At 71.7% G+C, this 24,086-nt stretch carries 21 protein-coding genes; 11 read left to right on the top strand and 10 right to left on the bottom strand.

From position 1 onward, the window contains the following. Nucleotides 1-2 precede the first annotated feature (2 nt). Nucleotides 3-1,208 carry a sensor histidine kinase gene (locus tag ACZ7L1_RS32955; RefSeq protein ID WP_471442470.1) on the bottom strand — a complete coding sequence of 402 codons (1,206 nt, stop codon included), beginning with the start codon at nucleotides 1,206-1,208 and terminating at the stop codon, nucleotides 3-5. A 142-nt stretch (nucleotides 1,209-1,350) separates the two neighbouring features. Here ACZ7L1_RS32955 and ACZ7L1_RS32950 point away from each other — a divergent pair, with 142 nt between their 5' ends. Beyond that, nucleotides 1,351-2,388 (top strand): SAM-dependent methyltransferase, encoded by a 1,038-nt coding sequence (locus ACZ7L1_RS32950; RefSeq protein ID WP_471442469.1) that lies wholly within the window; start codon nucleotides 1,351-1,353, stop codon nucleotides 2,386-2,388. On the opposite strand, the gene ACZ7L1_RS32945 is transcribed toward ACZ7L1_RS32950, so the two are convergent. Next, nucleotides 2,353-3,504: an NADH-quinone oxidoreductase subunit D gene (locus ACZ7L1_RS32945; RefSeq protein WP_471442467.1), complete on the bottom strand. Its 1,152-nt coding sequence runs from the start codon at nucleotides 3,502-3,504 to the stop codon at nucleotides 2,353-2,355. The genes ACZ7L1_RS32950 and ACZ7L1_RS32945 overlap by 36 nt on opposite strands. 31 nt (nucleotides 3,505-3,535) lie before the next feature. On the opposite strand from ACZ7L1_RS32945, the gene ACZ7L1_RS32940 reads away from it, so the two are divergent. Then, nucleotides 3,536-4,027, top strand: coding sequence for a PH domain-containing protein (locus tag ACZ7L1_RS32940; protein ID WP_471442465.1), 492 nt, complete (start codon nucleotides 3,536-3,538; stop codon nucleotides 4,025-4,027). Further along, nucleotides 4,024-5,355: a PH domain-containing protein gene (locus ACZ7L1_RS32935; protein ID WP_471442463.1), complete on the top strand. Its 1,332-nt coding sequence runs from the start codon at nucleotides 4,024-4,026 to the stop codon at nucleotides 5,353-5,355. Before ACZ7L1_RS32940 ends, ACZ7L1_RS32935 begins: the two co-directional genes overlap by 4 nt. A 79-nt stretch (nucleotides 5,356-5,434) precedes the next feature. Here the strand turns inward: ACZ7L1_RS32935 and ACZ7L1_RS32930 are convergent, their stop codons facing one another. Next, nucleotides 5,435-6,604 (bottom strand): hypothetical protein, encoded by a 1,170-nt coding sequence (locus tag ACZ7L1_RS32930; protein ID WP_471442462.1) that lies wholly within the window; start codon nucleotides 6,602-6,604, stop codon nucleotides 5,435-5,437. Nucleotides 6,605-6,988: 384 nt separating this feature from the next. Beyond that, nucleotides 6,989-8,116 (bottom strand): alpha/beta hydrolase-fold protein, encoded by a 1,128-nt coding sequence (locus tag ACZ7L1_RS32925; protein ID WP_471442460.1) that lies wholly within the window; start codon nucleotides 8,114-8,116, stop codon nucleotides 6,989-6,991. A gap of 210 nt (nucleotides 8,117-8,326) precedes the next feature. Between ACZ7L1_RS32925 and ACZ7L1_RS32920 the strand changes: the two genes are divergently transcribed. From ACZ7L1_RS32920 to ACZ7L1_RS32895, 6 genes are all read left to right on the top strand, one after another. Further along, nucleotides 8,327-10,165: a phosphatidylglycerol lysyltransferase domain-containing protein gene (locus tag ACZ7L1_RS32920; RefSeq protein ID WP_471442458.1), complete on the top strand. Its 1,839-nt coding sequence runs from the start codon at nucleotides 8,327-8,329 to the stop codon at nucleotides 10,163-10,165. A 195-nt stretch (nucleotides 10,166-10,360) separates the two neighbouring features. Beyond that, entirely contained in the window at nucleotides 10,361-11,248 is an 888-nt protein-coding gene (gene folP, locus ACZ7L1_RS32915) for a dihydropteroate synthase (RefSeq protein ID WP_471442456.1), read from the top strand. After that, nucleotides 11,245-11,745, top strand: a complete 501-nt coding sequence (locus ACZ7L1_RS32910; RefSeq protein WP_471442454.1) for a nuclear transport factor 2 family protein — start codon at nucleotides 11,245-11,247, stop codon at nucleotides 11,743-11,745. The genes folP and ACZ7L1_RS32910 overlap by 4 nt, the downstream gene beginning before the upstream one ends. Before the next feature lie 259 nt (nucleotides 11,746-12,004). Beyond that, on the top strand, nucleotides 12,005-12,364 hold the full coding sequence (gene folB / locus ACZ7L1_RS32905; protein WP_471442452.1) for a dihydroneopterin aldolase: 360 nt from the start codon (nucleotides 12,005-12,007) through the stop codon (nucleotides 12,362-12,364). Further along, nucleotides 12,361-12,972, top strand: coding sequence for a 2-amino-4-hydroxy-6-hydroxymethyldihydropteridine diphosphokinase (gene folK, locus ACZ7L1_RS32900; protein ID WP_471442450.1), 612 nt, complete (start codon nucleotides 12,361-12,363; stop codon nucleotides 12,970-12,972). Before folB ends, folK begins: the two co-directional genes overlap by 4 nt. A gap of 77 nt (nucleotides 12,973-13,049) precedes the next feature. Next, nucleotides 13,050-13,535, top strand: a complete 486-nt coding sequence (locus ACZ7L1_RS32895) for a DUF3180 domain-containing protein (protein WP_471442448.1) — start codon at nucleotides 13,050-13,052, stop codon at nucleotides 13,533-13,535. A gap of 19 nt (nucleotides 13,536-13,554) precedes the next feature. Here ACZ7L1_RS32895 and folE read toward each other — a convergent pair whose 3' ends face one another. From folE to dacB, 6 genes are all read right to left on the bottom strand, one after another. Then, on the bottom strand, nucleotides 13,555-14,160 hold the full coding sequence (gene folE / locus ACZ7L1_RS32890; RefSeq protein WP_263231210.1) for a GTP cyclohydrolase I FolE: 606 nt from the start codon (nucleotides 14,158-14,160) through the stop codon (nucleotides 13,555-13,557). A gap of 135 nt (nucleotides 14,161-14,295) precedes the next feature. Then, nucleotides 14,296-16,320: an ATP-dependent zinc metalloprotease FtsH gene (ftsH, locus tag ACZ7L1_RS32885; protein WP_471442530.1), complete on the bottom strand. Its 2,025-nt coding sequence runs from the start codon at nucleotides 16,318-16,320 to the stop codon at nucleotides 14,296-14,298. A 230-nt stretch (nucleotides 16,321-16,550) separates the two neighbouring features. Next, nucleotides 16,551-17,111 (bottom strand): hypoxanthine phosphoribosyltransferase, encoded by a 561-nt coding sequence (hpt, locus tag ACZ7L1_RS32880; protein ID WP_103840506.1) that lies wholly within the window; start codon nucleotides 17,109-17,111, stop codon nucleotides 16,551-16,553. Between the two features lie 228 nt (nucleotides 17,112-17,339). After that, nucleotides 17,340-18,386: a tRNA lysidine(34) synthetase TilS gene (tilS, locus tag ACZ7L1_RS32875; protein ID WP_471442438.1), complete on the bottom strand. Its 1,047-nt coding sequence runs from the start codon at nucleotides 18,384-18,386 to the stop codon at nucleotides 17,340-17,342. Between the two features lie 204 nt (nucleotides 18,387-18,590). Then, entirely contained in the window at nucleotides 18,591-19,724 is a 1,134-nt protein-coding gene (locus tag ACZ7L1_RS32870) for a zinc-dependent metalloprotease (RefSeq protein ID WP_471442436.1), read from the bottom strand. A 123-nt stretch (nucleotides 19,725-19,847) separates the two neighbouring features. Next, the gene (dacB, locus tag ACZ7L1_RS32865; RefSeq protein ID WP_471442435.1) at nucleotides 19,848-21,491 is read right to left on the bottom strand and encodes a D-alanyl-D-alanine carboxypeptidase/D-alanyl-D-alanine endopeptidase; all 1,644 of its coding nucleotides are present in this window, start codon (nucleotides 21,489-21,491) and stop codon (nucleotides 19,848-19,850) included. A gap of 79 nt (nucleotides 21,492-21,570) precedes the next feature. On the opposite strand from dacB, the gene ACZ7L1_RS32860 reads away from it, so the two are divergent. Both ACZ7L1_RS32860 and ACZ7L1_RS32855 read left to right on the top strand, forming a co-directional pair. Beyond that, nucleotides 21,571-22,062 (top strand): inorganic diphosphatase, encoded by a 492-nt coding sequence (locus ACZ7L1_RS32860; protein ID WP_388988106.1) that lies wholly within the window; start codon nucleotides 21,571-21,573, stop codon nucleotides 22,060-22,062. Nucleotides 22,063-22,195: 133 nt separating this feature from the next. Further along, nucleotides 22,196-23,953, top strand: coding sequence for a threonine/serine exporter family protein (locus ACZ7L1_RS32855; protein WP_471442432.1), 1,758 nt, complete (start codon nucleotides 22,196-22,198; stop codon nucleotides 23,951-23,953). Nucleotides 23,954-24,086 lie beyond the last annotated feature (133 nt).

Genomic DNA, 24,086 nt, shown 5'->3' with positions numbered 1-24,086 from the left:
TGTCAGTGGGCCGGTTTCAGCGGAAGCAGGGCACTGATGCGGAAGCCTCCACCGGGGCGGGGGCCCGCGTCCAGGGTCCCGCCGACCATGCCGACGCGCTCCCGCATCCCGATCAGACCGTGGCCCTTGCCGTCGAGGCCGCCCTCCTCGTAGAGCTCGTGCGGGGCGCCCTTGCCGTCGTCCTCCACGAGCAGTCCGAGGCCGTCGTCGAAGTACACCAGGCGCACGCTGGCGCCGGCGTCCGGCCCCCCGTGCTTGCGGGTGTTCGTGAGCGCCTCCTGCACGATGCGGTACGCGGTGAGCTCCACGCCGCTGGGGAGCGGGCGCGGGGTGCCCTCCACCTTGAAGTCGACGGGCAGGCCCGCGCTGCGGCACTGCTCGACCAGCTCGTCGATCTGTTCGACGTCGGGCTGCGGGACGTACTCGCCCTCCTCCTTGTGCTCGCCGGTGCGCAGCACGCCGAGCAGGCGGCGCATCTCGGCGAGCGCCTGGCGGCCGGTGGTGGAGATCGTCTCCAGGGCCTTCTTCGCCTGGTCGGGGGCGGTGTCGAGGACGTAGGCGGCGCCGTCGGCCTGCACCACCATCACCGAGACGTTGTGCGCGACCACGTCGTGCAGCTCGCGGGCGATACGGGCGCGCTCGGCGGCGACCGCGACCTTGGCCTGCGCCTCGCGCTCCTTCTCCAGCCGGGCGGCGCGCTCCTCCAGCTGGGCGAAGTAGGCGCGCCGAGTGCGCAGGGAGTCACCGAGGACCCAGGCGAGCGCGAAGGGCACGGTCTGGAAGACGGCTATCGCGATGTTGCCGAGGACGCTGGAGTGGTGTTCCGGCCAGCGGGCCGCGGCCAGGGTGCCCGCGCTCAGGCCGGCGATCAGGCCGACGCGCGAGGCCCAGCGGGCCCCCAGGGCGGCGACCGTGTAGATGATCACCAGCATCGCGAAGTCGGCGATCATCGGCTGCTCGTCCAGGACCAGCTGGGCCAGGCCCATGCCGGCGGCGACGATCAGCATCTTCTCGGGCAGGCGGCGGCGCAGCGCGACGACGAGGCAGAGCACGGCGGAGACGGCGAGCCCGACCGGGAGCGATCCGTGGTGGTCCGGCGCCCCGTTGAGGTTCGTCAGACTCACGCAGGAGAGCCCGAACAGGACGACGGCCCAGAAACTGTCGACCCAGGTGGGATGCCTGCGGAGAAAGTCATAGAGGCGCTGCACGTAACCCAGAGTAGGGAAACGCGCAGGGCGCGGGGGTCAACCGGAGGGCCGATCCGTGACGGACACACGTACTCCGCAAGGTGGATACCCGCCGGTACCCCTTGGTCGCAGATGCCTGCGAACATGCGCCTAGCCTGACCCCGTGGACCAGCGGCTGAGCGGTGAGTGGCGGGGATGGCGGGCGGCGGCCGAGGAGGCGCTGTACGGGGCGGACGGGTTCTACCGGCGGCCCGAGGGGCCCGCGGCGCACTTCCGCACGTCCGTGCACGCCTCGCCGCTGTTCGCCGTGGCCGTGGCCCGGCTGCTGTGCCTGGTCGACGAGGAGCTGGGACGGCCGGCCGAGCTGACCTTCGTGGACATGGCGGCGGGGCGGGGCGAACTGGTCGCCGGGGTCCTGGACGCGCTGCCCGGGGACGTGGCCGCCCGCACGCGCGCCTGCGCCGTGGAGATCGCCGAGAGGCCCAAGGGCCTGGATCGCGGGATCGAGTGGCTGGGCGAGCCCCCGGAGGGGATCACTGGGCTGCTGTTCGCGAACGAGTGGCTGGACAACGTGCCGGTCGAGGTCGCGGAGGCGGACGCCGACGGCCTGCCCCGGCTGGTCCTGGTCCGCCGGGACGGGACCGAGCGGCTCGGGGAGCCGGTCACGGGAGCGGATGCCGCGTGGCTGGAGCGCTGGTGGCCGCTGTCCGCCGAAGGGGCCCGGGCCGAGATCGGGGTGCCCCGGGACACCGCGTGGGCCGCCGCGGTCGCCACCGTCGAGCGCGGGCTGGCCGTCGCCGTCGACTACGCGCACCGCGCGGACGCCCGGCCGCCGTTCGGGACGCTCACCGGATTCCGCGCGGGCCGGGAGTGCGCTCCCGTTCCGGACGGCTCCTGCGACATCACGGCGCATGTGGCCCTGGACGCGTGTGCCCTGCCGGGGGCACGCCTGTTGACCCAGCGCGTCGCGCTGCGGGCCCTCGGGATCACCGGCGCACGCCCCCCGCTCACCCTCGCCTCCACGGACCCCACCGCGTACGTACGCGCCCTCGCGCACGCCGGAGCCGCCGCCGAACTCACCGCGCCCGGCGGCCTCGGTGACTTCGGCTGGCTCCTCCAGCCGGTGGGCCTCCCGGGCGGCGCGCTCGAGGAGCTGTCCGAGGGGCTATTTGTCGATGTCCCCGACCACGAAGAACAGTGACCCGAGAATCGCCACCATGTCCGCGACCAGCGTGCCCGGCAGCAGCTCGGTCAGCGCCTGGATGTTGTTGTACGAGGCCGAGCGGAGCTTGAGCCGGTACGGGGTCTTGTCGCCCTTGCTGACCAGGTAGTAGCCGTTGATGCCGAGCGGGTTCTCGGTCCAGGCGTAGGTGTGGCCCTCGGGGGCCTTGAGCACCTTGGGCAGGCGCTGGTTGACCGGCCCCACCGGCAGCTCGGCCAGCCGGTCCAGGCACGCGTCGGCCAGGTCCAGCGCGTTGTGCGTCTGCTCCAGCAGGCACTCGAAGCGCGCCAGGCAGTCGCCCTCCTGACGGGTGACGACCCTGAGGGTGTCCTGGAGTTCCCCGTAGGCCAGGTACGGCTCGTCCCGACGCAGGTCGAAGTCCACACCGGAGGCGCGAGCGATCGGCCCGCTGACGCCGTACGCGTGCACGGTCTTGGGCGCGAGGACGCCCACGCCCCGGGTGCGCCCCCGGAAGATCTCGTTGCCGAGCACCAGGTCGTCGAACCGGTCCATACGGGAGCGCACGTCACGGACGGCGGTACGCGCGCGTGCGGTCCATCCGGCCGGGAGGTCCTCCTTGAGCCCGCCCACCCGGTTGAACATGTAGTGCATGCGGCCGCCGGAGATCTCCTCCATGACGTTCTGCAGCTCCTCGCGCTCCTGGAACGCGTAGAACACCGGCGTGATGCCGCCCAGCTCCAGCGGATAGGAACCGAGGAACATCAGGTGATTGAGGACCCGGTTCAGCTCCGCGAGCAGCGTGCGCATCCACACGGCGCGCTCGGGCACCTCCATGCCGAGCATCCGTTCGACGGCGAGGACCACGCCCAGCTCGTTCGAGAAGGCCGAGAGCCAGTCGTGGCGGTTGGCCAGCATGATGATCTGGCGGTAGTCACGCGCCTCGAACAGCTTCTCCGCACCGCGGTGCATATAGCCGATGACCGGCTCCGCGCGCTTGATCCGCTCGCCGTCCAGCACCAGCTTCAGCCGCAGCACACCGTGCGTGGACGGGTGCTGGGGCCCGATGTTGAGCACCATGTCGGTGCTCTCCGCGCCGCCGCCGATCCCGACCATGGTCTCCGTCGTAGGAGTCATGGCCCCAGTCTCTCGTACGTACGCTTGCGCCATGGAAACGGGGACGGTGAAGGCGGGCGCGGAGCCCGTCTGGACGGGGCTGCCGCCGGGGCTGCTGAGGATGCGCCGGATGCTGCTGGTGCTGTGGGCCGGGCTGGGGACGCTCGCGGTGGCGCTGCTGCCGGGGCTGCTGGCCGGACCGGTGTGGGCGCTGTTCGCCCTGCTGCCGCTGGCCGGGCTCGCCTGGGGCTGGGTGCTGCTCGGCCGCAACTGGCGCTCCTGGCGGTACGCCGAGCGCGCCGACGACCTGCTGATCAGCCGGGGCGTGCTGTGGCGGGAGGAGACCGTGGTGCCGTACGGCCGCATGCAGCTCGTGGAGGTGACCTCCGGCCCCGTCGAACGGCACTTCGGACTGGCGAGCGTCCAGCTGCACACGGCCGCCGCCGCGACCGACGCCAGGATCCCGGGGCTGCATCCGGCCGAGGCGGAGCGGCTGCGGGACCGGCTGACCGAGCTGGGCGAGGCCCGATCGGCGGGGCTGTGAGCGACGGCGGGGCACAGCCCGGCATATCCGAGGGGCAGCGCGGCGCCGAGCGGCGGCTGCATCCCGTGACCCCGCTGCGGCGCGCCTGGGCCCCGGTCGCCGTGGTCGTCGGCTGGGCCGTGCACGACCCGAACCAGGCCCAGGAACAGCTGGCGAAACTGACCGCGACCGCGCTCCTCATCGGGCTCGCGGCCTTGGTGCCGGCCGCCGCCCTGTACGGCTTCCTCAGCTGGTGGTTCACGCACTTCTCGGTGACCGACACCGAACTGCGCATCCGCACGGGCCTGCTGTTCCGCCGTACCGCGCACATCCGTCTGGACCGGCTGCAGGCCGTCGACGTCACCCAGCCGCTGCTGGCCCGCCTCGCGGGTGTCGCCAAGCTCAAGCTGGACGTCATCGGCACCCACAAGAAGGACGAACTGGCTTATCTCGGCCAGGCGGAGGCGCGGGCGCTGCGGGCCGAACTCCTCGCCCGCGCGGCCGGATTCGCCCCCGAGACGGCGCACGAGGTCGGCGAGGCGCCGGTACGGCGGCTGCTGCACGTGCCGCCGGGCGACCTGGCCGTCTCCCTCCTCCTCATCGGCGCCACCTGGGGCTCGCTGCTCGGCGCCCTGGTCGTGCCGACGCTGGTGTGGCTCGGCACGCACAGCGTGGGGGCGGTGCTGGCCGCCGGGGTGCCGTTGATCGGCGGCGCGGCCACGAGGTCGGCGGGCCGTTTCGTGCGCGCGTACGACTGGACGGTGGGCGAGTCGCCGGACGGGCTCCGTATCGACCACGGGCTGCTGGACCGGTCGCACGAGACGGTGCCGCCGGGGCGCGTGCAGAGCGTACGGATCGTGGAGCCGCTGCTGTGGCGGAGGCGCGGTTGGGTCCGGGTCGAACTGGACGTGGCGGGCTCGTCCAACTCGGTGCTGGTGCCGGTCGCCCCGCGCGCGGCCGCCGAGTCGGTGATCGCCCGGGTGCTGCCCGGAGTGACCGTTCCGACGCCCCTGTCCCGGCCGCCGCGGCGCGCGGCCCGGTGCCTGCCGGTGTGGTGGCGCGGCCAGGGGCTGGCCGTCACCGAGACGGTGTTCGCCGCCCGGCACGGCCTGCTGCGCCGCACCCTGTCCCTCGTCCCGCACGCCAAGGTGCAGAGCGCACGGCTGACGCAGGGGCCGTGGCAGCGGCTGTGGCGGGTCGCCGACGTGCACCTGGACACCGGCGCGAACAAGACCGTCACGGCGCGCCTCAGGGACGTCGAGGAGGCGGCGGCGCTGCTGTACGCGCAGGCGGACCGGTCACGCACGGGGCGGCGGGACGCGCGGCCGGACCGGTGGATGGCCTCGTAGGCGACAGCGTCGCCACGTGACGACGTGAGGGGCGGCGGCACCTGGCGTGCCGCCGCCCCTCATCCACGTCCTGACACCTTCAGGAGGCCGCGGTCCGCAGCCCCTGCACGTCGATCCGCTCGGTCTCGTCGTGCGCCGTCAGGTCGATGACCTGACCGACGGCGCGCGCCTCGGGGTCGGCGGACTTGAAGGCGGACTCGGACTCCGCCTTGTGCACCGCGAGCGCCTCCTGGCCGACGACGTCCGCGAGGTCCTCGTTCTGCACGGCCTCCAGGCTCTGCCGCGACTTGGTGCCGAAGAAGTCGAACCCGCCCTCGACGGCCGGGCGCGGACGCGGGGCCGACGGTACGACGGCCACGGCGGTCGGCACCGTGAAGTGGCCGGTGGTGTGGGCCGACGTCGCGGCGGGAGGCTGGGGCTGCTGTTCCTGCGAGGCGGCCGGGTGCTCCTGCTCGGGGGTCGGCTCGGCCTCGGCCTCAGGGGTGGCGGCAGCCTCCAGGGCATCCGGGGCGTCGGAGGCGTCGGGGTCGGCGCGCTCGCCGCCGTCGTCGTCCGGGCCGCCCTTCGTCGGGGAGTCCTTCTCGCTCGCCGCCCCGGCGTCGGCGTCCGGCTCTCCGGCCACGCCCGTGCCCCCGCCCCGGGCGAGCCGTGCCAGCGCCTCGTTGGCCGCCGCGAAGAGCGCCGGGCCCTCCGGGGAGAACGCCCGGGGCGCGGACGGCGCCGGCCCGGCGCCCTTGTCCGGCTCGGTGGCGGGCGCCTCAGCGACCGGCGCGGACAGCTCCGGCGAAGCGGGCGCGGCCTCGATCGCCAACCGGCGGCGGCCCTCCAGGGCGCTCGCGCGCTCCGTCTCCGCCGTGGCGTACCGCCGCAGCAGGGCGGCGTGTTCGTTGCGGAGATTGGCCAGTTCCGTGCGCTTGGCCCGGAGCCTCTGCTCCAGTTTGGCGCGCAGTTCGCGCGACTCCTCGAGGTCGGTCTCCAACTCGGCGACGCGCTCCTCGTGACGCCATTCGTCGCTCGCCCGCGCGCGCGTGAGGTCGGCGACGCGTTTGCCCGCGGCCAGATCCCAGCGGCGCATGACGACCGAGCCCACGATCGTCGTGACCGCGGCACCCGCGGCCAGCCCACGGAGCACCAGCGGCTCCGTGAACAACCAGGGCCCCACGGCGCAGACGACCGAGACGCCTGCGATCACCGAAGGAGGCAACAGCCTGTGCAAGGGTGGGGAATGACGGTGACGTCCACGTGGCATGGCCAGAAACTTACCGCGCGTAGGCGAATGATGGTGCCACGCCCGGTAAAAACACGGCCACTCCGCAGCGTTCACCCAGTCCCACCGGCATCGGAATGGGAACAGGCGGCTTGCGAATCCACGCGATTCCCTTCGGCGCCGATACGCCGACGATCTTGTCAGCGGTCCCCTGGGCGGGCAGCGACCGCCCTGCCAGGCCCTTCACGTGGCACGGCAGTCGCCTTCCCGGGGCCGCCCGGACCCACTTTCAAGATCATTCATCGGGAGGCCGTGATCTCGATCTCCGGCCCGGGCTCCCGCACCCGAAAGCGAGTCAGGGGACCTCGACCCGCCCGTCTTGGGATTGCGCGGAATTCCCGTCCGAGCCGCCGCCTATTCGGCCACTCAGCGGTCGCTGAGCCGCCCGCTCAACCACTGCAGCGCGGCCGGGATCTCGCGCCGCCAGGTGTTGAAGTTGTGGCCGCCGCTGTCGAGGATGATCGACGAGATCCTGGTCGGCTTCTTGGCCTTCACCGCGTCTATGAACTGGAGCGTGGACTTGTAGTCCTTCTCCCCGGCCTTGCTGCTGGTGACGAGCAGTGAAGTGTCGGGAGCCTTCAGGTGCTTGATGCACCACATCAGGTCGGCGCGGTTCTCCAGGTCCTTCTTCCCGCCGAACAGGTCGCCCGTGGTCGGGTCGACCGCCGCCTTGTAGTACGGCGACAGACCCGCCCCGGCGGCGTACGTGAGCGGGTGGTGCATCGCCAGCTTCAGCGCGCAGTAGCCTCCCGTGGAGTCGCCGATGATGCCCCAGCCGTAGGGGATCGGGCCCACCCTGTAGTGGGACCGGACCGCATAGGGGAGCTCCTTCCCGAAGAACGTCTCCGTCTGCGGTCCACCCGGGATGTCCGCGCACTCCGTGTCCCGCGGCGGCGCGACGGTCGGGCGCATCATCACCAGGATCATCGGCTGCATCTTGCCCTTCTTGGCCAGATCCTGCGCCGTCTGCGGGTAGTGCAGCCCCTTGACGAGCGCCGCGGTCGTCCCCGGGTAGCCGGTGAGGACGACGGTCACCGGGAACGTCCTCGCGCGGTACTGCGGCTGGAAGTACTCCGGCGGCAGGTACACCAGTGCCGATGTGGCGATATGAGTGCCACTCCCCGTTATGGCGACCTTCTGGATCTGGCCGCCGATCTGCGGCCGCCCGCCGCCCGGCACGGGCACCGTCTGGGTGTCCATGACTTGGAGGGGCCCGCCGCCCGACCCCGCGGTGCCACCGGCGAGGACCACGCCCTGCTCGTTCTCCTGGCCGAACAGATCCGCCCAGCTGGCGTAGAAGCCGAAGGTCTGGTTGGCGAGCAGCCCCAGGGACGCGAAGATCGACAACTGGGTGGCGAACAGCAGACCGACCCGTCCACTGACGGCCCGCCAGCTCCGTCGTGCCAGCCGTGGCCAGTACCACACCGTGCCGACGAACAGCAGCACGGCGAACACGATCGCCAGCGCCAGCACCTTGTTGCTCGTGAGACCCATGGGCTCTTTCCTGCCTGCGCTTTCCATACGGCCGCGGGGCCCGCCCCCGCGGTTTCGCCGGCCCTTGCCCCGGACTTTCCGTCGGCTTTGAACCAGCTTTGTGATGGGGAGTGAACCTCTCTCCCCGAGACACCGTCCTAGAGGGCGCAATGTCGCCGGATGCCCCGATCGGCACCGGGCTCAAGGTCTCTCGCAGAACTACGGGATGCGATGTCTGTCAGGATAGATGGGGAAAAGTCAGGTGAGGTTCCGGAGCGATCACGTGTGGTGCGGCGCATACTCCGCGGCCCGCGTCCGGAGGCCGTCCCCACGCTGATCGCCAGGGCCTGCACCCTCGTGGGAGTCCTGGACATCGCCGCAGGCGTGTTCCCGCGCTTCCGACACAGCCGTATGCACCGCATGGCCGAGGTGCTGCCCGGCTCGTTCGGACCCTTCGCCGCGGCCCTGTCCCTGAGCGCGGGCGTCCTGCTGCTGCTCCTGGCCCACGGGCTGCGCCGGCGCAAGCGCCGGGCATGGCGCGCCGCGGTGGTGCTCCTTCCGGCGGGCGCCGTGTCGGAGTACGTCTACCGCCACTCCCTCGTCGGCGTGCTCATCGCGGTGGCCCTGCTGGTGCCGCTGCTGCGTCACCGGAGCGAGTTCGCGGCCCTGCCCGACCCGCGCAGCCGCTGGCGCGCACTGGCCAACTTCATCCTCATGGGCGCCGGTTCCGTGGGTCTGGGCCTGGTCATCGTCAGCGTCCACTCGCACCGCATGGTCGGCGACCCGAGCCTGTCCGACCGCCTCGAGCACGTCCTGTACGGCCTGTTCGGCTTCGAGGGCCCGGTCGACTACACCGGCAACACCTCCTGGACGGTGGGCTTCTCGCTCGGCGCGCTCGGTCTCATCACCGCGATCACCACCATCTACCTGGCGTTCCGGCCCGAACACCCGGCCGCCCAGCTCACCGAGGAGGACGAGGCACGGCTGCGCGCCCTGCTGGACAAGCACGGCAGTCGTGACTCCCTCGGCCACTTCGCACTCCGCCGTGACAAGGCGGTCGTCTTCTCACCGAGCGGCAAGGCGGCGGTGACGTACCGCGTCGTGTCGGGCGTGATGCTGGCAAGCGGCGACCCGATCGGCGACGTGGAGGCCTGGCCGGGCGCCATCGAGCGGTTCATGGACGAGGCCAAGGCGCACTCCTGGACGCCCGCGGTCGTGGGCTGCTCGGAGACGGGCGGCGAGGTGTGGACCCGCGAGACCGGCCTGGACGCCCTCGAACTGGGTGACGAGGCGGTGGTGGACGTCGGGGATTTCTCCCTCTCCGGGCGCGCGATGCGCAACGTGCGCCAGATGGTGAAGCGCATCGAGCGCGCGGGTTACGAGACCCGGGTACGGCGCATCCGTGACCTCGGCGAGGGGGAGCTGGAGCGCATACGACGGGCGGCCGAGGACTGGCGCGGTACGGACACCGAGCGCGGCTTCTCCATGGCGCTCGGCCGTGTCGGGGACCCGGCCGACGGTGACTGCCTGATCGCCACGGCGCACAAGGCGGATGCGGAGGCGGGACCGTACGGCGACCTGAAGGCCGTCCTGCACTTCGTCCCCTGGGGCACGGACGGGGCCTCCCTGGACCTGATGCGCCGCGACCGCTCGGCCGACCCGGGCATGAACGAACTGCTGATCGTGGCCGCGTTGCAGGCCGCACCGAAGTTCGGCATCGAGCGGGTCTCGCTGAACTTCGCGATGTTCCGCTCGGCGCTGGCCCGCGGCGAGAAGATCGGTGCGGGGCCCGTGCTGCGGGCGTGGCGGGGGCTGCTGGTCTTTCTCTCCCGGTGGTTCCAGATCGAGTCCCTGTACAAGTTCAACGCCAAGTTCCAGCCGCGCTGGGAGCCGCGCTTCATGGTGTACGCCTCCACCCGCGACCTCCCGCGCATCGGCTTCGCGGTCATGCAGGCCGAGGGCTTCGTGAACCTGGCTCTGCCCCGCGTCCTGCGTCGCACGTCCCGGGCCCCGCGCCCGTGCGCGCACGGCGTGGCGGAACGCGGAGTACGGACTCCCAGCCGAGCCTGACAAGCCCCAACGGGCCCGGTCGGGGCCCCGATCCCCCGGGGGCCTCACCGGGCCGCCCCCGGAGCCCGACCGCAGCCGGCCGCCGTGACGGTCACCGTCCCTGGGGCCGGGTGCGGGGGCTCGGGCCCGTCTTTACCACGCCCCGCGACGCCGAGCTGATCCGAAAGACAGGCCCCGGGGGCCTACGCTGAACGTATGAGCACGAAGAGTGGGCGGGGCCGCGTGGCCGGTCTTCCGGTGTGGGACCGCTGTGCGGTCATGGGGGTCGTCAACGTCACCCCCGACTCCTTCTCCGACGGCGGCCGCTGGTTCGACACCACCGCCGCCGTCAAGCACGGCCTCGACCTGGCCTCCGAGGGCGCCGACCTCGTCGACGTCGGCGGGGAGTCCACCCGCCCCGGTGCCATCCGTGTCGACGAGGCCGAGGAGCTGAGGCGCGTCATCCCCGTCGTGCGCGGCCTCGCCTCCGAGGGCGTCACGGTCTCCGTCGACACCGTGCGCGCCTGTGTCGCCGAGCAGGCCCTCGCGGCGGGCGCCGTACTCGTCAACGACGTCAGCGGCGGCCTCGCCGACCCCGCGATGATCCCGGTCGTCGCGGCCACGGGCGCCCCCTTCGTGGTCATGCACTGGCGCGGCTTCCTGCAGGACGGCAACGTCAAAGGCGTGTACGAGGACGTCGTCACCGAGGTCGTGGACGAGCTGCACGCGCGCGTGGAGGCCGTTCTCGAGGGCGGCGTCGCCCCGGACCGCATCGTCGTCGACCCCGGTCTCGGCTTCTCCAAGGACGCCGAGCACGACCTCGCCCTGCTCGCCCACCTCGACCGCCTGCTCGGCCTCGGCCACCCCCTCCTGGTGGCCGCCTCCCGCAAACGGTTCCTCGGCCGCGTGCTGGCCGGCCCCGAGGGCGCGCCCCCGCCCGCGCGGGAGCGCGACGCCGCCACGGCCGCCGTCTCCGCACTCGCCGCGCACGCCGGCGCCTGGGCCGTGCGCGTGCACGAGGTGCGCGCGACGGCGGACGCCGTACGCGTCGCCCGCGCCCTGGAGGACGCACGCACGACCGGAACCCCCGAAGGAGCCCGGTGAGCACCGCCCACACCGACGTCGAACAGGTCGAACTGGCCAACACGGCCTTCTACGAGGCCATGGAGCGGGGTGACTTCGAGGAGCTGTCCTCGCTCTGGCTCGCCCCCTCCGACCTGGGTGTCGACGAGGAGTACCACGACCCGGCCGACACCGGCGTGGTCTCCTGCGTCCACCCCGGCTGGCCCGTGCTGACCGGACGCGGCGAGGTCCTGAGGTCGTACGCGCTGATCATGGCGAACACCGACTACATCCAGTTCTTCCTCACCGACGTCCATGTCTCCGTGACCGGCGACACTGCCCTCGTGACCTGCACGGAGAACATCCTCAGCGGCGGCCCGCCCCCCGACGGCGGCGAGGAGCCGGGCCCGCTCGTCGGCCAGCTCGTGGTCGCCACGAACGTGTTCCGCCGCACCTCCGACGGCTGGAAGCTCTGGTCGCACCACGCCTCCCCCGTGCTGACCGAAACCAGTGAGGACGAGGAGGACGACTCCGTCTGAGAGGGATGGGCGGCCCGCGCGAGTGGGTAGGCGGCCTGAAGTGGTCGGAATCACCTACTCCTGGGTATGGGCGGCTACCTGGCCATGAGCCACCGTGTTCCCCAGGGGAAACGCCCGCCGAACCCTCCTGCCGGTGCCGACGGCGCGCGCCCCCGTGGGCCGACGCTGTCAGTGCTCGCAGGTAGATTCGTTCGAGGCCGGTGTACCGTCCGCACCCGGTGACAATCGGCCGCTACCGACGATTGCAGGAGTGATTCGCGTGGATCGTGTCGCGCTGCGCGGCCTGAAGGCCCGCGGGCACCACGGCGTGTTCCCCAGGGAGCGCGAGGAGGGCCAGACCTTCATCGTCGATCTCGTCCTGGGCGTGGACACCCGGCCGGCCGCGAGCGACGACGACCTGTCGAAGACGGTGCACTACGGCGTCGTGGCCGAGGAGGTCGTCGCCCTGGTCGAGGGGGAGCCCGTGAACCTCATCGAGACGCTCGCTGAGCGCATCGCCCTGTCCTGCCTCAAGCACGCCCCGGTCCAGGAGGTCGAGGTCTGCGTCCACAAGCCGGACGCCCCGATCACGGTCCCCTTCGACGACGTGACCGTCACCATCACCCGGAGCCGAGTATGACCGCCTTCTTCGCCGGGGGTCAGAGCGACCCGACCGTCCAGCCGGTGCCCGCCTCCGTCGTGGAGAAGGTGGACGCCGCCGACACCACCCTGCAGAACCCGAAACGGGCCGTGATCTCCATCGGCTCGAACCTGGGCAACCGCCTGGAGAACCTCCAGGGCGCGATAGACGCCCTGGAGGACACGCCGGGCGTCCGCGTCAAGGCGGTCTCGCCGGTGTACGAGACCGAGCCGTGGGGCGTGGCGCCGGGCAGCCAGCCGACGTACTTCAACGCGGTGGTCGTCGTGAAGACGACCCTGCCCCCCTCCTCCCTGCTGGAGCGGGCGCACGCCGTGGAGGAGGCCTTCCACCGGGTGCGCGACGAGCGCTGGGGGGCGCGCACGCTGGATGTGGACATCGTCGCGTACGCCGACGTGGTCTCCGACGACCCGGTGCTCACGCTGCCCCACCCGCGCGCCCACGAGCGGGCCTTCGTCCTCGCGCCCTGGCACGACCTGGACCCCGAGGCCCAGTTGCCCGGTCGCGGCCCGGTGGCACACCTGCTCGACGCCGTCACCCGCCACGGGGTCACGCCCCGTGGCGACCTGGAACTCCGGCTGCCCGAGTAGTCGTTAAGGTCTACCGGGCCGGGGCCTGATGGATCACCGCCCCGTGCGACCGACGCCCGGGCCGACGAAGGGACATCGTGAAAGAGCTGCGCATCAGGACGCTGGCGGCGGTGTTCGTGGTGGCCGGAGTGCTGTCCTGGGCGGGCGCCCGCCTGTGGGACGCCGTGGGCACACTGCCCCGGGTCCCGCTGGCCGCGCCCGTCGTCCTCGCCCTGATCGCCGTGGTCCTGCTGGCCACGGCACTCTCCCTGCGCTCCCGCCTCAAGGCCCAGCGGGAGCGCCAACAGGACGCGAAGGGCGTCGACCCGCTGATGGCGGCCCGCGCGGTCGTCTTCGGGCAGGCCAGCGCCCTGGTCGCGGCCCTGGTCGCCGGGATGTACGGAGGCACGGGGGTCTTCCTGCTGGGCTCCCTGGACCTGCCCTCCCGCCGCGACCAGGCCATCTACGCCGGCTTCTCGGTCGTCGCGGGCATCGCGGTCATAGCGGCCGCCCTCTTCCTGGAGCGGGTCTGCAAGCTCCCTGAGGACGACGACCACGACGGCAACGCGGCACCCGTCTCCTGACGGACGGCGCTGAGGGCGGTCAGCGCGCCAGTATCAGGCTCATCGCCTCGGCGCGCGTCGTGGCGTCCCGCAGCTGGCCGCGCACGGCCGACGTCGTCGTCTTGGCGCCCGGCTTGCGGATGCCGCGCACGGACATGCACATGTGCTCGGCCTCGATGACGACGATGGCGCCCCGCGCCTCGAGGATGCGCATGAGCGAGTCGGCGATCTGCGTGGTGAGTCGCTCCTGCACCTGCGGCCGGCGTGCGAACACCTCGACGAGACGCGCCAGCTTCGACAGGCCGGTGATCTTTCCGCTCTCGGCCGGGATGTAGCCGACATGGGCGACACCGTGGAACGGCAGCAGGTGGTGCTCGCAGAGGGAGACGATCTCGATGTCCTTGACCAGGACCATCTCGTCGTGGCCCAGATCGAACGTCGTCGTCAACACGTCCTCGGGCTCCTGCCTGAGCCCGGCCAGGAGTTCCCGGTAAGCCCGCGCCACCCTGCCCGGCGTCTCTCGCAGCCCCTCTCGGTCCGGATCCTCCCCGACCGCGATGAGCAGTTCCCGCACGGCGTTCTCCGCACGCTTCTCGTCGAACTCGCCGATCGTGCTCTCGCCGTTCAGCGTCACCGGGTCGGTCATGTGGTGCCTCGTTCCTGCGCCTGTGACGCGCACGGGTCGCGCGTCTCATCTGCGGCCCTACCAAAACCGGCCGCGCCCCCAGGCTAGAACCCTGGGGGGCGCGGCCGAAATTCCGGGGCCGGTGGGACCCCGTGCTCAGCTCTCGCGGCGGTCCTCGGAAGACGCCTCCGTGGAGACCGAATCCGCGGCGCTCGCGATCGCCGGGGTTGCACCGTTCGCCCCGTTCGTCAGTGCGAGCTCCTTGGGGGAGAGCACCGGCGGGCGGGTGGACGGCGTGCGGCGCGAGGAGCCGGTCCAGGCGGGCCGCGGCGGGCGCTTGACGATCGGCGCGAAGATCTCGGCGATCTCCTCCTTGCCCAGGGTCTCCTTCTCCAGCAGCTGGAGCACCAGGTTGTCGAGGACGTCGCGGTTCTCGACAAGGATCTCCCAGGCCTCGTTGTGCGCCGTCTCGATGAGCTTCTTGACTTCCTCGTCCACCAGCGCGGCGACCTCTTCCGAGTAGTCGCGCTGGTGAGACATCTCACGGCCGAGGAACGGCTCGCTGCCGTCGCTGCCGAACTTGATCGCACCGAGGCGCTCGGTCATGCCGTACTGCGTGACCATCGCACGGGCCAGGTTGGTGGCCTTCTCGATGTCGTTCGCGGCACCGGTGGTCGGGTCGTGGAAGACGAGCTCCTCGGCCGCGCGGCCGCCCAGCATGTAGGCCAGCTGGTCCAGCATCTCGTTGCGGGTCGTGGAGTACTTGTCCTCGTCCGGGAGGACCATGGTGTAGCCGAGGGCGCGGCCGCGGGACAGGATGGTGATCTTGTGGACCGGGTCGGAGTTCGGCGAGGCCGCCGCGACCAGGGCGTGGCCGCCCTCGTGGTACGCGGTGATCTTCTTCTCCTTGTCCGACATGATCCGGGTCCGCTTCTGCGGGCCCGCGACCACGCGGTCGATCGCCTCGTCCAGCATCCGGTTGTCGACCAGCTTCCGGTCGCTGCGGGCCGTCAGCAGCGCGGCCTCGTTCAGGACGTTGGCGAGGTCGGCGCCGGTCATGCCGGGGGTGCGGCGGGCGACGGCCGACAGGTCGACGTCCGGGGCGACCGGCTTGCCCTTCTGGTGGACCTTGAGGATCTCCAGACGGCCCTGCATGTCCGGGCGGTCGACCGCGATCTGACGGTCGAAGCGGCCGGGGCGCAGGAGGGCAGGGTCGAGGATGTCGGGGCGGTTGGTGGCCGCGATGAGGATCACGCCGCCCTTGACGTCGAAGCCGTCCATCTCGACGAGCAGCTGGTTCAGGGTCTGCTCGCGCTCGTCGTGACCGCCGCCGAGGCCGGCGCCGCGGTGACGGCCGACCGCATCGATCTCGTCGACGAAGACGATCGCCGGGGCGTTCGCCTTGGCCTGCTCGAACAGGTCACGGACCCGGGAGGCACCGACACCGACGAACATCTCGACGAAGTCGGAACCCGAGATCGAGTAGAACGGGACACCCGCCTCACCGGCGACGGCACGCGCGAGCAGCGTCTTACCGGTACCGGGCGGGCCGTAGAGCAGCACGCCCTTCGGGATCTTCGCGCCGACCGCCTGGAACTTGGCCGGCTCCTGCAGGAACTCCTTGATCTCCTGGAGCTCCTCGACCGCCTCGTCCGCACCCGCGACATCCGAGAACGTCGTCTTCGGGGTGTCCTTGGTGATGAGCTTCGCCTTCGACTTGCCGAAGTTCATCACCCGGGAGCCGCCGCCCTGCATCTGGTTCATCAGGAACAGGAAGACGACCACGATCAGGACGAAGGGCAGTAGGGAGAGCAGGATGCCGACGAAGGGGTTCTGCTTGGACGGCGAAACCGTGTAGCCCTTCGGGATCTGCTTGTTCTGGTACTTGTCCTGCAGGGTGTTAGCCAGGGTCACGCCCTGGTCGCCGATGTAGCTCGCCTGGATCTTGGAGCTGCCGTCGACCTTGACGCCGTCCTTGAGCGAGACCTTGATGACCTGCTCGTCGCCAGTGGTCAGCTTGGCCGAGTCGACCCTGTTGTCATTGATCGCCTGGACGACCTTGCCGGTGTCCACCGTTTTGTAGCCGCCTGAAGAGCCGACGACCTGCATCAACACGACCACGGCAAGGACGGCCAGCACGATCCACATGACCGGCCCACGGAAGTATCGCTTCACGTCCATCCATACGGAGCGGTGCCGCCCCGTCCCTCCTGCCATAGTGAGTTTGATAAAAACAGTTCTTCCGACGGTACCCCAGGATCGCCACCCTCAGCCGCAGGGGACTACCGGCAATACCGCCCACGCATCTCCAACGGCGCGAAACCCGTTGTGGTTCCCGAACGTCTTACAAAGACCGCAATCCGGGATCCGGCCGCCGCGCGGGCGGCCGGGAGTGCCGGGCCGCGGAGGGTTCAGCCGCCGTAGACGTGGGGCGCGAGAGTACCGACGAACGGGAGGTTGCGGTACTTCTCCGCGTAGTCCAGGCCGTAGCCCACGACGAATTCGTTCGGGATGTCGAATCCGACCCATTCGACGTCGATGGCGACCTTGGCGGCGTCCGGCTTGCGCAGCAGCGTGCAGACCTTCAGCGACTCGGGCTCGCGGGAGCCGAGGTTGGAGATCAGCCAGGACAGGGTCAGCCCGGAGTCGATGATGTCCTCGACGATCAGGACGTGCTTGCCCTTGATGTCGGTGTCGAGGTCCTTGAGGATCCGCACGACGCCGGAGGACTGCGTTCCCGCGCCGTAGGAGGACACGGCCATCCAGTCCATGGTGACGGGGGTGGACAGCGCCCGGGCGAGGTCGGCCATGACCATCACCGCGCCCTTGAGAACACCGACGATCAGCAGGTCCTTGCCCGCGTACTCCGCGTCGATCTTCGCGGCCAGCTCGGCCAGCTTCGCGTCGATCTCTTCCTTGGTGATGAGCACCTGCTTGAGGTCGGCACCCATGTCTTTCGCGTCCACCCGCATCACTTTCGGTCGTCCCGCCGCTTCGATTGCTCGCTCGCGTCCGGGGCGCCGTGCCGTCGTCGAGGCGACCGCGGCCGGTTCACCCGCGCGGCGGCAGCCGCATGGCGACTACAGCCCTCGCGGCGTGCCCGCGCTCTACCTCGCGACAGCGGCGCGCCCCTCGGCCCGCTCGCGTGGCTGACCGACCCCCCGAGGGGCGGTCGGGCGCCTCCCGCAGGGGGCGTGTTCTCAGCCTTGCCGAATCACCAGTCTGCCACCCTGCCGCTGGGCGACGACTTTGCCCGGGAGATTGATGGCCCCCTGGCCCCGCCAGCCGGTGATCAGCCGGTCGACCTCCTCGATGTGCCGGGCGAAGAGGGACCCGGCCGGGGCGCCCGCCTCGATGGCGGCGCGGCGCAGGATGCGGCGGCGGACGGCGGGGGGCAGCGCGTAGAGCTTGGCGCACTCCAGGAGCCCGGAGGCGTCGCGGACGGAGGCCTCGGCCTGGCTGGCCCAGGCGTCCAGGGCGTCGGCGTCGTCGCGGGAGAGCTGCGCCGTGCGGGCGAGGGCTTCGACGACGCCTTTGCCGAGCGCCTTCTCCAGGGCGGGAAGGCCCTCGTGGCGGAGCCGGGAGCGGGTGTAGGCGGGGTCGGTGTTGTGGGGGTCGTCCCAGACGGGCAGCGACTGGGTCATACAGGCCTTGCGGGCGGTCTGCCGGTCGATGTGGAGGAAGGGGCGGCGGTAGCGGCCGCCGGCCCCCGAGACCGCGGCCATCCCCGACAGCGAGCGGATGCCGGAGCCGCGGGCGAGGCCCAGCAGGACGGTCTCGGCCTGGTCGTCGCGGGTGTGCCCGAGGAGGATCGCGCTCGCACCGAGGCGGTCTGCGGCGGCGTCCAGGGCGGAGTAGCGCGCGTCGCGGGCGGCGGCTTCGGGTCCTCCGTCACGGCCGACGGTGACGGCGACGGACTCGACGGGATCCAGGCCCAGCTCGCGCAGGCGCAGGACGACCTCGGCGGCGCGCAGGTCGGAGCCGGGCTGCAGGCCGTGGTCGACGGTGATGCCGCCGGCGCAGATGCCGAGCTTGGGTGCTTCGAAAGCGAGGGCGGAGGCGAGCGCCACGGAGTCGGCGCCGCCCGAGCATGCCACGAGCACGAGCGGCGCGGACGGGCGCTCGTGGGGCGGACGGCCGACGGTCACGTGCTCTCTCGGCCGCTCGGCGGTCTGCTCGGTCAGGATGTCGTGGAGGACGCGGCGGACCGCCAGGCGTATCGCCGCGACCGCGGGATGGGGACCCATGTCCGGTTCCCTTCATGAAGTTGTGTCGGGGGGTGAACCCGAAGCTGGTCACTCAGAGTGTGTCGATGGTGACAGAAACGGGGCGTTCCCCGAGCATTGCACGCCTGTCCAAGGCTCACGGTCCCTCGGAAGGGTGATTGGCGGAGCGTTGACCTGCCGACGGCCGGATTACTTCACTCCGGATTCACGGCTCTCACTCCGGGTTCACGATTCAGCCCTGCGGTGCACCCGTGCGACCCAGTCCGCCGGTTTGGCGATCTCCGCCTTGGTCGGGAGGGTGTTCGGGGAGGTCCACACACGGTTGAAGCCGTCCGTGCCGACCTGCTCGACGACCGCCCGCACGAACCGCTCGCCGTCGCGGTACTGCCTGAGCTTGGCGTCCAGGCCCAGCAGCTTGCGCAGGGCCAGGTCCAGGCGGGAGGCGCCCCTGGCGCGGCGCTGCTGGAACTTCTCGCGGATCTCGGCGACGCTCGGGACGACCTCGGGTCCGACGCCGTCCATCACGAAGTCGGCGTGTCCTTCCAGGAGCGACATCACCGCGGTGAGCCGGCCGAGGATCTCCCGCTGGGCGGGGGTCTGCACGAGTTCCACGAGGGAGTGCCCCTCGTCGCCCTCCTCGCCCTCCGGGCGGCCCCCGGCGAGCGACTGGACGGCCTCCCTGACGCGCTCCAGGACGGTCATGGGATCGATCTCGGTCTCCCCGAGGAACGACTGGATCTCGCCCTCCAGGTGGTCGCGCAGCCAGGGCACCGCGGTGAACTGCGTGCGGTGCGTCTCCTCGTGCAGACAGACCCACAGGCGGAAGTCGTGCGGGTCCACGTCCAGCTCCCGCTCGACGTGGACGATGTTCGGCGCGACCAGCAGCAGGCGGCCACCGCCGTTCTCGCCGGCGGGCAGCTCGCGGGTGGGCGGGGCGAAGGTCTCGTACTGGCCGAGCACCCGGCTGGACAGGAACGACAGCAGCATGCCCACTTCCACGCCGGTGACCTTGCCGCCGACGGCGCCGAGGACGGCCCCGCCGGGAGTGCTGCCGCGGCGCTGCGACATCTTGTCGAGGAGGGGCTTGAGGATCTCCCGGAACCCGGCGACGTTCGCCCGGACCCAACCGGGGCGGTCCACGACGAGGACCGGGGTGTCGTGCACACCCTCTTCACCCAGACGAGTAAAGCCCCGGACATGTTCCTCCGAGGCCTTCGCGTGGCGGCGCAGCTCCGCGACGACGGCCCGGGCCTCGTCGCGGCTCACTTCGGGGCCCGGCCGCACGAACCGGGTCGCGGTCGCCACCGCGAGATTCCAGTCGACCATCCCAGGAGATCCGGCACCACCGATGCTCGTCATGTGTCAACGGTACGTGAGCGCTGCCGCTGGGGGCAGGGTCGAAAGGGCTCGGCCGGGGTGAGCCTTGGTTGGGCTGTGCCCGGTGGTTGGGGGCTGTGCCGCCCCCCGAACTCTCAGCGGTCGTCAGCCGCAGCCGCAGGACGCCAGGGTCGCTGCCGTGTGGTCCAGGGCCGTTCTCGCCGTCGTCTGGTCCATCGAACCTTCCGTAAGGAACGCGAACGCCAGGAGGTGGCCGTCCGCGTCGACCACCGTTCCGGCGAGCGTGTTGACGCCGGTCAGGGAGCCCGTCTTGGCGCGGACGAGCCCCACGCCGGAGTGTTCGGCGGCGTCCGCGTAGCGGTCGCTGAGGGTGCCCGTGAAACCGGCCACCGGCAGACCCGTGAGGACGGCGCGCAGTTCGGGGTGGGACGGGGAGGCTGCGCTCGCCAGCAGGGCGGTCAGCAGGTCCGCGGTGAGCTTGTCGTCGCGGTCGAGGCCGCTGCCGTCGTGGAACTGCGAGCCGCCGACCGGGAGGCCCAGCTTCCTCAACTGGGCGGAGATCGCCGCCGCGCCCCCGTCGAAGCTCGGGCGGCCGCCGGTGGCGAGGGCGGTCTGACGGGCGAGGGCCTCGGCGATGTCGTTGTCGCTGTTGGTGAGCATCCGCTCGACGACGGCGGACAGGGGCGGCGACTGGACGGAGGCCAGCGCCTCGGCGCGCGCCGTGGCCTTCGCCGGGCCGGGCTGCGAGGTCCTGATGCCGCGGCTCTGGAGCAGTCGGGCGAACGTGCGGGCCGCGTCGGCCGCCGGGTCCGTACCGCGCGGGGCCGGCCCGCTGGAGGTGTCGTCCGTGCGGGCCTCGTCGGCCATCAGGGCGGTGACCGGGGCCAGGTTGTCGTTGACGCCGATGGGGTGCAGGGCCGGGCCCGTGAACAGGGCGGTGTCGTACGAGAGGGTCACCGAGGTCAGGTGGCGCGTCTTCAGGGCGGCGGCGGTCTCGTCGGCCAGGGTGCGCAGGCTCGCCCAGCCCCCGCCCTGCTCGCGGGCGGTCAGCGTCGGGTCGCCGCCGCCGACGAGGACCAGGTGGTCGCTGCCGGGCTCCAGCACCGCGCGCGTGGTGAAGCGGTGGTCGGCGCCCGCCGCGGAGAGCGCGGCGACGGCGGTGGCGATCTTCGTGGTCGAGGCGGGCGTCAGTGCGTCGTCCCCGCCCTTGGCGTACAGGCGCTTCCCGGTGGCCACGTCGACGACCGCGGCGCTGCGCCGGGCGCCGAGGGACGGGTCGCGCAGGAGCGGGTCGAGCACAGCGGCGAGGGGCTTGTCCTCGGGGGCGGACTTGATGGTGGCTCCGCCGAGGGCGACGAGCACGGAGGCGGCGCTCGGGGCGGGAGCAGGGGCGTCCGCCGCCGTACCGGCCCCGTGATCTGCGCCACCTCGGCGGTCCCACGCTGCAGCGAGGTCGCGCTCGGCCGTACGCTGACCGGAGGAGTCCCAGGGACCGGCGGCGGTCACGGCCCCGGCCGCGAGCGCGAGGCCCACGGTGGCGGCGACGGCCGCCAGCTGCGGGGTCGTCAGCCTCCCGTAGGGTGGGCGTACGGCGCGCGCGACCCGCGCGACGTGCGGTTTCACCACCCCCGTGATTCGCGTCACACCGGGTCGGGCGGTTTCGGTGATCCGCCGGGCGCGGGGTTCCACGGCCTGGGCCATGCGCGTGAGGTGCGGTTTCACGGCCTGCGCGACCCGTACGAGACGTGGTCCCGCAGCCCGCCAAGGCCCCAGCTCCGGCACGACCACCAGCCCCTTTCGCGATCACACTCCTGCGTGAGGGACACTTAACCACCAGAACTATGTGCTGATCATGGAGGAGCCACCGGTGGAGTTCGACGTCACGATCGAGATCCCGAAGGGTTCGCGGAACAAGTACGAGGTGGACCACGAGACCGGTCGTATCCGCCTCGACCGTCGACTCTTCACCTCGACCAGCTACCCGGCCGACTACGGCTTCGTGGAGAACACCCTGGGTGAGGACGGCGACCCGCTGGACGCTCTGGTCATCCTGGAGGAGCCGACCTTCCCCGGCTGCCTCATCAAGTGCCGCGCCATCGGCATGTTCCGGATGACGGACGAGGCGGGCGGCGACGACAAGGTGCTGTGCGTGCCGGCGTCCGACCCGCGCGTTGAGCACCTGCGGGACATCCACCACGTCTCCGAGTTCGACCGCCTGGAGATCCAGCACTTCTTCGAGGTCTACAAGGACCTGGAGCCCGGCAAGTCCGTCGAGGGCGCCGACTGGGTGGGCCGCGTGGACGCCGAGGCCGAGATCGAGCGCTCGTTCAAGCGCTTCAAGGAGCACGGCGGTCACTGACCCCCCTCTCCCGACCGCCAGCGGGCCGCGTGACCCTTCCGGGTGACGCGGCCCGCTGGCGTAGGTGCGCATACTGGGGCGCACGGAAGGTACCCACGGGACACGCGCGCACGGAAGGGCAAGGCAGAAGCAGGTGGTGGAGCCGAACGGGGTGGACCGCAAGCCGCGGTCGGACGAGGCGAAGGGCGTGTTCGCGCCCGACGGGCGAGGCGGGAGCGAGTCCGCCACGACCCTGGCCTTCGCCGCCCCCGCGAGCGTGGGCGTGCCGGCGGCGGTCGGCGGCGAGTCGTCCACGACGTCGGAGTTCGCGCTCCCCGAGGGCCTGGACGTACCGGCGGTCGGTGCCGACTCCGAGACCACGTCGGAGTTCGCCCTCCCGGAGGGCCTCCAGGTCCCGCAGCCGCCCGCCGCCGAGCCGGAGGGATCCGCGTTCAGCCCGCCGAGCACCTACAGCACCCGAAGCGCCCCGCCCGCCTTCACACCGCCCTCCGGGATACCCGCGGTGCGGCTCACCAAGGAGGCGCCCTGGCAGGACCGGATGCGCGCGATGCTGCGCATGCCGGTGACCGAGCGGCCCGCGCCGGAGCCGGTGCAGAAGGTCGGCGAGTCGGGTCCCGCCGTACCGCGCGTGCTCGACCTGACCCTGCGCATCGGCGAACTGCTGCTGGCGGGCGGCGAGGGCGCCGAGGACGTGGAGGCGGCGATGTTCGCGGTCTGCCGGTCCTACGGCCTCGACCGCTGCGAGCCGAACGTCACCTTCACCCTGCTGTCGATCTCCTACCAGCCGTCCCTGGTGGAGGACCCCGTGTCGGCCTCGCGGACGGTACGCCGCCGGGGCACCGACTACACCCGCCTGCAGGCCGTGTTCCGCCTCGTGGACGACCTCACCGACCCGGAGACCTCGATCTCCCTGGAGGACGCCTACCGGCGGCTCGCCGAGATCCGCCGCAACCGGCACCCCTACCCCGGCTGGGCGCTGACCGGGGCGAGCGGGCTGCTCGCCGGTGCCGCCTCCGTGCTCGTCGGCGGCGATCTGATCGTGTTCGTCGCGGCCGCGTTGGGCGCCATGCTCGGCGACCGGCTCGCGTGGCTGTGCGCGGGCCGCGGGCTGCCGGAGTTCTACCAGTTCATGGTTGCCGCGATGCCGCCGGCCGCGATCGGTGTCGCGCTCACGCTGGCCCATGTGCCCGTGGCCGCCTCCGCGGTGATCACCGGTGGGCTGTTCGCGCTGCTGCCCGGGCGAGCCCTGGTCGCGGGCGTGCAGGACGGGCTGACCGGCTTCTACATCACCGCCGCGGCGCGCCTGCTGGAGGTCATGTACTTCTTCGTGGGCATCGTCGCCGGTGTCCTGGTGGCCCTCTACTTCGGGGTGAAGCTGGGCGCCGAACTCGACCCGAACGCGGCGTTGCACCTCGCCGAGCGGCCCATCGTGCAGATCGTGGCGTCGATGCTGCTGTCGCTGACCTTCGCCGTCCTGCTCCAGCAGGAACGGTCCACCGTGCTGTGGGTGACCCTCAACGGCGGCGTCGCGTGGAGCGTGTACGGCGCGCTGCACTACCCGGGCGGGCTGTCGCCGGTCGCCTCCACGGCCGTCGCGGCGGGGCTGGTGGGACTGTTCGGGCAACTGCTGTCGCGCTACCGGTTCGCGTCCGCGCTGCCGTACACGACCGCGGCGATCGGGCCGCTGCTGCCTGGCTCCGCCACGTATTTCGGGCTGCTCTCGATCGCCCAGAACAACGTCGACAAGGGCCTGGTGTCGCTGGCCAACGCGGTGTCCCTGGCGATGGCCATCGCGATCGGGGTGAACCTGGGGTCGGAGATCTCCCGGCTGTTCCTGCGGTTCGGGTCCGCCGGGGGGCGCCGGGCCGCCAAGCGGACTCGAGGGTTCTGAGCACCGCCGGGTGGTGAGCGCCGGGGAACGCGCGCGGCCCTAGGCGCTGTTTCTCGGATCATGAGCGGAGCCAGATGATGAGTGCTGCGAGGGTGACGGTGCCGAGGTAGATGTAGGCCCGTTTCTCGTAGCG

The sequence above is a fragment of the Streptomyces sp. NPDC107546 genome (assembly GCF_055639175.1).
This window is presented reverse-complemented; position numbering and strand designations above follow the sequence as displayed.